The sequence below is a fragment of the Rudaea sp. genome, from assembly GCF_057139185.1.
In genome coordinates this window covers 1-11,351 of record NZ_DBNHDN010000005.1, presented here as the reverse complement: position 1 = coordinate 11,351, position 11,351 = coordinate 1, and the positions used below count along the sequence as shown (strand labels likewise).

Sequence of the window (11,351 nt, the reverse complement as noted above, 5' to 3'; positions counted from 1 at the left end):
GCCCGATCCGCGGTTCGCCGCGACCGATGGATCGGGGCGAGGGCGATATACCTGGCGCACAAGTGCTACAGGTCGCGCGCGACGCGGATGCCGACCTGCGCGTTGCGCGCATCGACCGGCAGGCTCGTGCGGAACGCCGAGCGCGCCTGGTCGGGCGCGCTGCCCCAGGATGCCCCGCGCACGACATGACGCTGGCAGCCGGGATTTACCCAGGCGCGGCCGTTGGCCGGAGCGCGCAGATAGTTGTCGTGCCAGCAGTCCTCGATCCAGTCGGCGACATTGCCGTCGATGTCGCGCAGCCCGAACGGATTCGGCGGGAATTTGCCGATCGGCGCCGGCCCCCAGTAACCATCGCTGTAACGCGGGAACGCGTTGGTCCAGCGCCGTTGCATCGGCGATTTGTCGCCGTCGCCGGTCAGGTTGGCGATGCGCGGCGGCGGATTGCCGTCGCCCCACCAGTAGCGCGTCGTCGTACCGGCGCGCAGCGCGTATTCGTACTCGGCCTCGCTCGGCAGGCGGTAGCGCTTGCCGGTGCGCGCGGACAACCACTGTGCGTACGCCACCGCGTCGTTCCACGACACGTGCACGACCGGCAGATCGTCGCCGGCAACGGCGCCGCTGTAATCGTTGCGCCAACTGACACCTCGGCGCTCGATCGTGCGCCCCGAGTCCTCGTCGTAAACGGTCGAGCCGCCGAGCTTCTCCGCGTCGGTCACGTACTTCGCATCATCGACGAACGCGCGGAACTCGCCGACGCTGACTTCGTCGCGCCCGAGCGCATAGCCCAACGCGATCTTCACCTCGTGCTGCGGCTCCTCGGTGCTGCGATGCCCTGCTTCGGTCGCCGACGAGCCCATCAGGAAGCTGCCGATCGGTATGACAACGAGCGCTGGCGCCCTGCCGTTGCGGTCGACGAAAGGATCGTTGAGAACCTGCCCCGGCTTGTAGCTCGCATACAGACGCGCGTTGCGCAGGCGCTCGTTGAACGCGTCGACTCCGGCGAGGTCGGGGCTCAAACCGAGCGCGCGCTGCGCGAGCAGTTGCGCGAGGTCCGCGTTGCCGGCGTCGAGCGCCGAATTGGCCTGCGCCATTACCGCGCTCGCGCGTTGCTCGCGGATGCCTTGGATCTGGCTGCGCGTGTCGAGCAGTTGTTGCGAGCCGGGCCGGATCGCGGATGCGACGCGCAGCGCGTCATCGGCGCCGGCGTAGTCGTCCTGTGCCGCGGCGGCAAGCGCACGATCCAGATAGCTGCGCTCGATCTGCGCCAGACCCTGGTCTGCGAGCTTGTTGCCCGGATCGATCTTGGTGACCTGGCGATAGACCGCGAGCGCTTCGTTGCGGTTCTTCGTCGCTTCGGTGTCATCCCTGGCCTCGCGATGCAGGATTCCGGCCGCGCGCGTCAGCAGCGGCGTGGTCTGGCGCAGCCTCTTCAGGCGCGACTGCAGTTCGTCGACATGTTCGCTGTCGAGCGCCTCGTCGCGCAGCGCGGCGATGGCATGGGCGGATTCATCCTCGTCACCACGATCGAGCGCGTCGCTGGCCTGTTGCAGCACCGCATTGCGCACTTTTTCCACCCCTGCCTTCGCCGGCGCGCTGCGCCTGTCGGCTTCGAGCACCTGTCGGTACAACGCCAGCGCGCCATCCTTGGCGTCGAGCAGCCGCCCCTTCGCAAAGGCGTCGTCGGCCTTCTTCAGCAAGGCCGCGATCTCCTTCGGCGCGGGCGGCGGCGGCGGCGCGAGACTGATCGGCGGCCCCCATTGCGCGGCCCGCTCGCGCTCCGCGGTCGATGCCGAGACGCTTGCGGCGGACGGTTGCGCCTGCGCGACGACCAACGGCCGGCTTTGCGCGGCCGTATCGGCGGGCAACGCCGGCACGGATTGCGGCGCCGGCATGCCCGGGAAGAAACGCCAGGTCAGCGCGAACAGCAGCAGGGCGATGCCTGCGGCACCGCCAAGCGCAGTCTGTTTGTTGACGACATCGCTACCTGGCATCGAAGAGGCTGCTGGAAAAATCGGCTGACATTCTTGCGGTGGAACCTTAGGCTATGCGCCCGCGTGCCGCAACCCGCAACCGTTGCGCACGCGCACCACAGTTCCCCATCCCGCCGCCGCGCGCGCAAACAAGGCTCCCGATGCACATCTGGATCGACAGCGACACCGCGCTGACCGAATGGACCACCCTCCGTTCCAACCACGAGGTCGTCGCACTCGACACCGAATTCATGCGCACCAACACGTTCGCGCCGATTCTCGCTTTGGTGCAGATCAAGCTCGGCGACGCGGTCGCGCTGCTCGACTCGCCCCGGCTCGGCGAGCACGCCGCGCTCGGTGCCATCCTGCGTGACCCGTCCCGCGTTTGCGTGATGCACAGCGCGAGCGAAGATCTCGAAGCGCTCGCCGGCATCGTGCCCGAAGGTCCGGCGAATCTGTTCGACACGCAGATCGCCGCCGCCATGGCAGGTCTCGGCTTCGGCGTTTCCTACCAGAAGCTCGTCGCCGCCCTGTTCGGTGTCGACCTGCCCAAATCCGAGACGCGCTCGGACTGGCTGCAACGCCCCCTCAGTGCCGCGCAGCTCGAGTACGCCGCGCAGGACGTGGCATGGCTGCCGCAACTGCATGCGCGTCTGGCCGATGCGCTGGAATCGTCGGGGCGCAGCGAATGGCTGGCCGAGGACTGCCAGCGCATGGTCGAGCGCGTGCGCCACGCGCCACCCGATCCGCAGCCGCAACGCGCCTTCCGCACTGCCGCCGACTGGCAGCGCCACAGCCAGATCCTGTTGCGACGCCTGCTGCGCTGGCGGGAGACTGCCGCTCGTCGCCACGACAGGCCGCGCTCCTGGTTGCTCGACGACGCCCATGCGCTCGATTTCGCGCAGCGGCCGCCGGCCGACGCCGACGAACTGTTCGAGCGCAGCAAGGGCCTGCGCGCCTTGCGCGGTCCGCAGCGCGCGGAACTGTTTGCCCTGCTGCAGATGCCGCCGGACGAAGACGATGTCGCAACGTTGCCGATTCCGCCACCGATGTCGTCTGCTGAGAAACGCGCACTGACCGCGATGAAGGACGCCGTAGCGGACGTCGCCCGGAGACTGAACCTGCCCGAGGGCCTGCTCTGCCCGCGCCGCCACATCGAGGCTTTGCTCACCGACCGCGTCTGGCCGGGCGCGCTCGAGGGCTGGCGCAAACCATTGCTGTTCGACGCTCTCAACGCGAAACTTCCCTGACCCATGGCGCGAGCACCGGCACCGAGCCGGATATTTGGCCGTCCAGACGGCCAAATGGCTTGACAGCACGGCCGTGGATCGGTTCCACTACAACCATGCACCACAGCACGACGACTGCAACGACGGCCATTACCACTACCCGTGTAGTGCGGCCCGTCGTGTGCGATTGAATTCCCCAAGCCACGGCCCCGCACCTCGACGAGGATGCGGATCGCGCCGCCTCCTCCGGTAGAATGCGCGGCCTCCCCGGAGGTTACATGACCATGCTCGCTCATCCGCCCCACCCCGTCGCAACGGGTCAGTCACCGTCACGGCGTGTCAATACGTTGACCAACGTCGCGCACAAGTTCGGCGGCACGTCGATGGCCGATGCGGCACGCATTCGCCATGTTGCTGACCTGGTACGTGCCCGACCCGAAATGACCCAGGTTGTTGTCGTTTCAGCAATGTCAGGGGTGACCGACGCACTGCTCGCGCTGGTCAATGCCGCCGCGGCCAACCAACCCTGGCACGAGCAATTCGAAGTCCTGCGCCAACGCCATCTCGACACCGCGGCGGCGCTCCTGGCGGGCAACGCCACACCGGCACGGGAATGGCTGAACGCGCGTTTCGACGAACTCGCACGGATACTCGACGCAATCGCCGTGCTGCGCGGCGCGGGCCACGGCGTCGCCGAGGCGATCAGTGGCAACGGCGAAGTCTGGTCGTCACGGCTACTGCATGCCCTGCTGCAATCGCTCGGTTCCGACTACGCCTGGTGCGACGCGCGCGAAGTGCTGGTCGTGCGCCACGAAGAACTCGGCGTCGCCGTCAACTGGGAAGCAACCGAGTCCAACCTGGCGCAATGGCGCCAGTCGCATCCGCAATCACGCCTCGTCGTCACCGGTTATGTCGCACGCGACGAGGACGGCCGCGATACCGTGCTCGGCCGCAACGGCAGCGACTACTCCGGTGCCATTTTTGCGGCACTGTACAAGTCGGAGGAATTGCATATCTGGACCGATGTCGACGGCGTGCTCAGCGCCGACCCGCGCATCGAGCCGGAGGCGGTCACGTTGTCGGCGATGAGCTACAACGAGGCCTGCGAACTGGCCTATTTCGGCGCCAAGGTGATCCACCCGCAAACGATGGCGCCGGCGATCGCTCGCGGCCTGCCGATCCTGATCCGCAACACGTTCAAGCCCGAACTTCCGGGTACGCGCATCGACGCGGCCGGCGACGAGAATGGCCCGGTCAAGGGCCTCACCCTCGCCCACGGGCTGGCTCTGCTCAACGTCGAAGGCACCGGAATGATCGGCGTGCCCGGCACGGCCGAGCGAGTCTTCGCCGCACTGCGCGCCGCGCGCGTATCCGTGGTGATGATCTCGCAGGGATCGAGCGAGCATTCGATCTGCTGCGTGGTCAAGCTCGCGGAGGCCGACACCGCGCGCGCCGCGATCGAAGGCGCGTTTGCGCGCGAGCTGCACGCAGGCCAGATCAACGGCGTGCAGGTGTCGCGCGACATCAGCGTGCTCGCGGTCGTCGGCGACCGCATGGCCGGCGTTCCCGGCGTGGCCGCACGTCTGTTCGATGCGCTCGCACGCTCGCACATCAACATCCGCGCGATTGCCCAGGGTGCCTCCGAGCGCAACATCTCGGTGGCGATATCGAACCAGCAGGCGACGCTGGCGCTGCGCGCTGCCCATGCCGCATTCTGGCTTTCGCCGCAGACGATCTCGGTCGGCCTGATCGGCCCGGGCAAGGTCGGTGCCGCCCTGCTCGACCAGATCTCGGCCGCGGCGCCGCGCCTGCGTCGCGAGGCCGGGCTCGACCTGCGTCTGCGCGCGATCCTGTCGACCAAGTACCTGCTCGCCGACGAGCTCGACCTCGGCGCGAACTGGCGCGATCGCGACGGCGACTTCGTCAGCAACGACATCGACGGCTTCATGCGCCACCTGATCGCCGCGCACCTGCCGCATACGGTGATCCTCGACTGCTCCGGCAGCAACGAAGTCGCGGCGAAGTACGCGCAATGGCTGGCCGCAGGTATTCATGTCATCACGCCGAACAAGCAGGCCGGTGCCGGCCCGATCGAACGTTACCGTGCGATCCGCGCCGCCGCGGCGCAAGGCGGCGGCCGTTTCCGCTACGAGGCGACCGTCGGCGCCGGTCTGCCGGTGATGCAGACGTTGCGCGACCTGATCGATACCGGCGACGAGCTGACCGCGGTGGCTGGCATCTTTTCCGGCACGCTGGCCTGGCTGTTCAACCGTTACGATGGCACGACGCCGTTCTCCGAACTGGTGCGTGAGGCGCACCAGCTCGGCTACACCGAGCCCGATCCGCGCGACGATCTCTCCGGTGTCGATGTGGCGCGCAAGCTGGTCATCCTGGCGCGCGAGGCAGGGCGCGAACTGTCGCTCGAAGACGTCGCGGTGGAAAACCTCGTGCCCGCGTCGCTGCTCGCCACGGGGCGCGACGAGTTCATGTCGCGTCTTTCCGAACTGGACGCCTCGACCGCAAAACGCTACACCGACGCCAAGGCACGCGACTGCGTGCTGCGCTACGTCGCCCAGCTCGACCGCGACGGCAAGGCCAGCGTCGGCCTCGTCGAACTGCCGCGCTCGCACGCCTTCGCCAACCTGCAGTTGACCGACAACGTCGTGCAGTTTTCGACCAAGCGCTACAACAGCAATCCGATGGTGATCCAAGGCCCGGGTGCCGGTCCCGACGTCACCGCCGCCGGCGTGTTCGCCGACCTGCTGCGCGTCGCCGCCTCGCTCGGTGCGCGTGTATGAGGATGCAAGCCACGGCGTTTTCGCCTGCCTCGATCGGCAACCTCGGCGTCGGCTTCGACATTCTCGGCCAGAGCTTTGCCGGTGCGGGCGACCGCGCCACGGTGCGCCGCATCGCGGAGGCGAGCGTGCGCATCACCGCGATCCGCAACGCGCCGGTCGCGCTGCCGCTGGATGCGGAAAAAAACACGGCCGGCGCTGCTCTTATCGCCTTGCGCAAAGCGCTGAACCTGCCGTTCGGCTTCGAAATCGAACTCGACAAGGGTATTCCCTTCGGCTCTGGCATGGGCGGTTCGGCCGCATCCTGCGTTGCCGCGCTGATTGCCGCCAATGCCCTGCTCGACGCGCCGCTCACTGCCGAACAACTGTACCCCCATGCGCTGGCCGGCGAAGCCGTCGCCAGCGGCGGCCGTCACGGCGACAACATCGGGCCGATGCTGCTCGGCGGCGTCGTCCTCGCCACGCTCGACCATCTGGTCAAGATTCCCGTACCGAAAGGCTGGCACAGCGTGCTCGTCCATCCCGACGCGGTGCTCGAAACGCGGCGCGCGCGCGCGGCGCTCAAAGGCGCGTACGCGATCGGCGATTTCGTCGCCCAGAGCGCAAACCTCGCCCTCGTTCTCGCCGGCTGTCAGCGCGGCGATGCGAGTTTGGTCCGCGCCGGCCTGAACGACGTGCTCGTCGAACCACGCCGTGCGCCGCTGATCGGCGGCTTCAGCCGGGTCAGGCAGGCCGCGCTCGATCACCACGCGCTGGGCGCGAGCATTTCCGGCGCCGGCCCGTCCGTGTTCGCCTGGTTCGAATCGCGCGCCGAGGCCGACGCCGCCGCACCGGCCATGCAAACCGCCTTCGCCACAGCCGGCTTCGCCAGCGAATCCTTCGTCTCGCCTGTCAACGGGCCCGCAGCACACGTCATCGCATGAAATACATCAGCACACGAGGCCACGCTCCCGCGCCCGGACTCTCCGCTGCGCTCGCCGCCGGCCTGGCCCCCGATGGCGGCTTGTACGTGCCGCAGTCGCTGCCGAAGCTCGCACCGTCCGCATTCGACGGCTGCAGCGACCTGCCGGCCGTCGCCGCGCGCCTGCTCGCGCCGTTCTTCGCCGGCGACGCGCTAGCCACCGAACTCGAGGCGATCTGCAGGCAAGCTTTCACCTTCCCCGCGCCACTGCATCCGCTGGCGACACCGCGCGATCATGTGCTCGAACTGTTCCACGGCCCCACCGCCGCGTTCAAGGACTTCGGCGCGCGCTTCCTCGCCGCGTGCATGCAGCGCCTCCCGCGCGACAGCGGCAAGCCGCTCACGATCGTCGTCGCTACGTCGGGCGACACCGGCGCGGCAGTCGGTGCCGCATTCGCCAACCTGCCCGGCTTCAAGGTCGCGATCCTCTACCCCGACGGCCGCGTCTCACCGCGCCAGGCGCATCAGCTCGGTTGCTTCGGCGGCAACGTGCGCGCATTTCGTGTCGACGGCGCATTCGACGACTGCCAACGCATGGCCAAGCAGGCACTGAGCGACGGTGAATTGCGTGCGATCGCGCCGCTCAGCTCCGCCAACAGCATCAGCCTCGGTCGCCTGCTGCCGCAAATGGCGTACTACGCGGACGCCGCGCTGCGACACCTCCACGCGACCGGCGTGGTGCTGAACTTCGTGGTGCCCACCGGCAACCTCGGCAATGCCGTCGCCTGCGTGCTCGCGCGCGCTTGTGGCCTGCCGATCGGACGCATCGCGCTGGCGACCAACGCCAACCGCGTGTTGCCGGACTTCTTCGCCGGTGCCGACTACAGCGCGCAGCCGAGCGTGGCGACGATCGCCAACGCCATGGATGTCGGCGCGCCGAGCAACTTCGAGCGCCTGACCTGGCTTTACCCGGATGCCGCCGCGTTGCGCCGCGAGTTCGTCTCGCTGTCGGTCGACGATGAAACAATCCGCGCGACGATCCGCGAACGCCACGCGCGCCACGGCGAAGTTCTCTGCCCGCACACGGCAACCGCGATGCATCTGCTCGATACGATGCGCGCGAACGGCAGCGCGAAGTCCATCGAGGACTGGGCCATTGTGTCCACTGCCCATGCGGCCAAGTTCGACAGCATCGTCGAGCCGCTCATCGGCATGGCGGTTCCGCTACCACCCGGCCTCGCCGCGCTGCTTGCGCGGCCGGCACACGCCGATTCGCTCGCCAACGACTACGCTGCGTTGCGCGAAATTCTCGCAGCGAATTAAAGGCTTGGCGCGGCGGCCATCATCTTGTATCATGCGCGGCTCACAAAGCTGAACCTTGGCGCGGGATGCGTCAACGAATCGGCGGCATCGTCGCCGATTGGGGAAACGTGGCGCGGCTATGCCGCGACCGTTTTCACGGAACTTGCGGCAGGACGCCTGAAGATTCATCCAATTACGGGGTGGTAGCTCAGCTGGGAGAGCGTCGCGTTCGCAATGCGAAGGTCGGGAGTTCGATCCTCCTCCACTCCACCACTATTCAGCGCCCAACCGTTCTCGGTTGGGCGTTTTCGTTTGTGGGTTCCCCAAGCCGCGCGGGGTTCCGGGCCATTTTGCATGTGCCAGCCGCTCCGCCCGTGAGCGGCATGACCGGCCCGGTTCGCCCCTGTTTCGCCCTATCTTCTCTCGAAACCTGCGCCAACTTCTTCGCCGTGGCACACGCAGGCGGCGTTTTCCGTCAATGGTTTGTGCGTGTGCCGGTGGGAATGGTTGGCTCGCGGGTTTGCTGTTCCAGATTGCCCGTGCAAACCCGCGAGGCCAGCCCCAACATCAGCCCTTGGGCGGGAACGGATCATGACCGTAGCTGTTGCGCTCACGGATCTGGCCGTCACGACCTTGGATGAACATCTCGCTCTGCTGGTTGATGGCGATGTCCCGCGCACGGTCAATCGCCTGTTGCTGCGTGTCGTGGACGGAGGTGAGGCGGTCGTTGCCTTCACCGCGCACGCCCCACTGATCACCGCCGTTGACGGGTACGACCCATTGGTTTTTTCTGCTCATTTCAAATGCTCCAAAAATTGAAAAGGTCAGGCTCTTGAAATCGCGCGAGCCTCGGCGCGTCGGGTGGTGTGCTCACGTCATGACAACCTCCTTTCTCGCTGCCGCACACGGCATCGCATATAGCCCCGCGCGTCGCTGCGTGACCACGAGTGCGCCGTAGGCCGCAAGCCGTGCCGCATGCAGAGGATTGCCCTTGTCTTTCGCTTTGATCTTGAACAGGTCGATGGGCTTGTCGCTCTTCTGGCCGGTGCGCTGCATGACCCTTTCGCCATCCACCTCGACGCCCTTGAGTTCCCAGAGAGCTTTGAACACGCTGGCCTGACCTTTGGTGAACTGGATCGGCGTGGCCTGAACATCCGGCAGCGTCGCCCACCTGAAGTCCGCCGAGAACGGTCCGTTCACTGGCGTGGCCGGATCGGCGACTGCTTGCGCCACGGGTGACGGCGTGGCGATGAACGTGATCCCGCCGCCATAGAACGCGAAGCGCTCCTCCAGCGCCAACCACTCGACGCCCGCGCCGAAGGGCGCTCCGCGCGTCGTGCTCGGCCTCGGCGTGATCACCCGGATGTCACCGCCCGCCACGCGCACCCGCTCCAGCAGCGCAGGTTCGTGCAGCACCCGCGTCAGATCGCGCGCCAGCAGCACCGGCGAACGCCGGGCATCGCCCAGCCGCCACGCTCCGCCGCCGAGGTCATCGATGCCATCGCGACTTTCAATACCGAGCGCGAGGCGCATCTTCTGGCGCAGCCAATCCTCATCCAAGACCAGCGCCGCACCATCGGCGGCCTCGACGGTCACTGGCCCGCAGTCCGGGCAACGGCACATCCGTCCGCCACGACCATCGCTCCACACCTGCGCCCGATGCTGTTGGCAGTGCGGGCACAGCACGAAGGACTGATCCATGACCGTCGGCTTGACCGCCTTGCCGAGTATGGACAGCGCCACTGCCTCGCGCGGCGACAACATGGCGCGCAGTACAGGCGTGCCACCCGCGAACAGGCGGCAGATCAAGGCCCAAGCGTCGTGCGTCGCCATCGTCAGTCCTCGATCACTGGGGTTGAACCAACGGCATCCGTTTCCGGCGGCATTTCGTGCGCGCTCAGGGTTTGGCCCTTCTGCAAGATGCCGACCGCGACCAGATAGCCTTCCAGTTGCGCCTGCATCTTGGCGTCGAATTTGTTGAGGTTCAGCCGCCCTTTGCTGGTCACTTCGATGCTGACCACCTTGGGCCGTGTGCGTCCTGGCTCTGGCGGGTAGTACAGATTGACCTGCGCCGCCGTCACCGCCCAGTTGCCTTCCAACGGGCCGGGCAGTTGTTCCTTCAGCAACTCATGCACCGAACGCTGCTGACTGGCCTGCATCGCGGTGCACTCGATTTTCAGATCACCGCCCGGGCTGAGGAGAGTGAGCGCCTTGAGTTGCACCAGCGAAAACCCATCCTCGAACACCTCCGGCACGTCGAAGCCGGTGCGCAACATCGACAAATCCAGGGTCGGCGGTTTGATTTTCTGGGCATGGGCTTTGACACCCAGCACATGCTCGGCGAAGGCATCGATCAGCATCTGCTGGTACTTCGCCCCACCACGCACCAGCGCGCGCACGACGCCGGTGGTCTCGGAATATTCCAGCGCCAGCGGGATGTTGGGATTGCCGATGCGGCGCGTCAGCGTCACGCCTTCGAACTCCAGCCGCAACATGGCCGAATCCTTGACGTGAACGATCAGCAAGTGGATGCCGGGCGTGCGCGTCACCAGATAGGCCACGCTGCCGTCCCCGCATTGCAGCTCGCGCTTGTAAAAGGCCGAGATGCTGTGGCGCAATCCGGCCAGCGCAGTGTCGCTACCGATGGGCTTGCGCTTCAACCCCATGTCATAGTGTTGCGCTTGTGAACCGTGGTGTTCCCAATGGTCGAAATCGCAGGCGCGCTCGAACAGCGCCGGGTGGTGAGCATAGAGCCAGAACGAACGGTGCAGATCACTGGAGCACAAGGCCAGACCGGACAAGGCGGCCGCATCATCGACGGCCGCCTCAAACATCGCCTGCTTGCCTGCCGCATCACCCAACTGGACGCTGGCATTGAGGTTGGCTGCCATGCGGTCACGGGCATCAGCATCCGGCCAAACCTTGATTGCCTCCACCAGGAACTGGCTGGTCTCTGGCGTATCGTCCCACGCGAACCCGTTCGGCACGGGCAGGCCATGTGAGGTCAGGAAGTCGCGCAGCGTGGCATCCACCGGCAGCTCGAGCATCACGTCGACAAAGGTTTTCTTCATCTTGTTCGTCCTTTCTGGATCGGCGTCGGAGGTCTGCGACCGGGGATCGGGCTGCACGGGCCAGCGACAGGGTTTCTGAACAT

General features: G+C 66.8%; 8 protein-coding genes and 1 tRNA gene. 5 read left to right on the top strand and 4 right to left on the bottom strand.

Translation table 11 applies throughout. The features are described 5' to 3' along the window. Positions 1-65: 65 nt before the first annotated feature. Positions 66-1,991 carry an SUMF1/EgtB/PvdO family nonheme iron enzyme gene (locus AC16HO_RS00790; protein ID WP_395644054.1) on the bottom strand — a complete coding sequence of 642 codons (1,926 nt, stop codon included), beginning with the start codon at positions 1,989-1,991 and terminating at the stop codon, positions 66-68. A gap of 140 nt (positions 1,992-2,131) precedes the next feature. Here AC16HO_RS00790 and AC16HO_RS00785 point away from each other — a divergent pair, with 140 nt between their 5' ends. The 5 genes from AC16HO_RS00785 to AC16HO_RS00765 all read left to right on the top strand — a co-directional run bounded on the left by AC16HO_RS00785 (position 2,132) and on the right by AC16HO_RS00765 (position 8,470). Continuing rightward, positions 2,132-3,220 (top strand): ribonuclease D, encoded by a 1,089-nt coding sequence (locus tag AC16HO_RS00785; protein ID WP_395644053.1) that lies wholly within the window; start codon positions 2,132-2,134, stop codon positions 3,218-3,220. 263 nt (positions 3,221-3,483) lie between these two features. Then, complete coding sequence (thrA, locus tag AC16HO_RS00780) at positions 3,484-5,997, top strand: bifunctional aspartate kinase/homoserine dehydrogenase I (RefSeq protein WP_395644128.1); 2,514 nt, start codon at positions 3,484-3,486, stop codon at positions 5,995-5,997. 2 nt (positions 5,998-5,999) lie between these two features. Next, positions 6,000-6,917: a homoserine kinase gene (locus tag AC16HO_RS00775; protein ID WP_395644127.1), complete on the top strand. Its 918-nt coding sequence runs from the start codon at positions 6,000-6,002 to the stop codon at positions 6,915-6,917. Next, on the top strand, positions 6,914-8,218 hold the full coding sequence (gene thrC / locus AC16HO_RS00770; protein ID WP_395644052.1) for a threonine synthase: 1,305 nt from the start codon (positions 6,914-6,916) through the stop codon (positions 8,216-8,218). The genes AC16HO_RS00775 and thrC overlap by 4 nt, the downstream gene beginning before the upstream one ends. 176 nt (positions 8,219-8,394) lie before the next feature. Beyond that, positions 8,395-8,470 (top strand) — tRNA-Ala (locus tag AC16HO_RS00765). Positions 8,471-8,764: 294 nt separating this feature from the next. Here the strand turns inward: AC16HO_RS00765 and AC16HO_RS00760 are convergent. The 3 genes from AC16HO_RS00760 to AC16HO_RS00750 form a co-directional block, all read right to left on the bottom strand. After that, positions 8,765-8,995, bottom strand: coding sequence for a DUF2188 domain-containing protein (locus tag AC16HO_RS00760; protein WP_034022813.1), 231 nt, complete (start codon positions 8,993-8,995; stop codon positions 8,765-8,767). A gap of 72 nt (positions 8,996-9,067) precedes the next feature. Next, positions 9,068-10,030, bottom strand: a complete 963-nt coding sequence (locus AC16HO_RS00755) for a hypothetical protein (protein ID WP_164081871.1) — start codon at positions 10,028-10,030, stop codon at positions 9,068-9,070. A 2-nt stretch (positions 10,031-10,032) separates the two neighbouring features. Further along, the coding region (locus AC16HO_RS00750; RefSeq protein ID WP_484335253.1) for a hypothetical protein at positions 10,033-11,351 on the bottom strand (1,319 nt) is incomplete at its 5' end.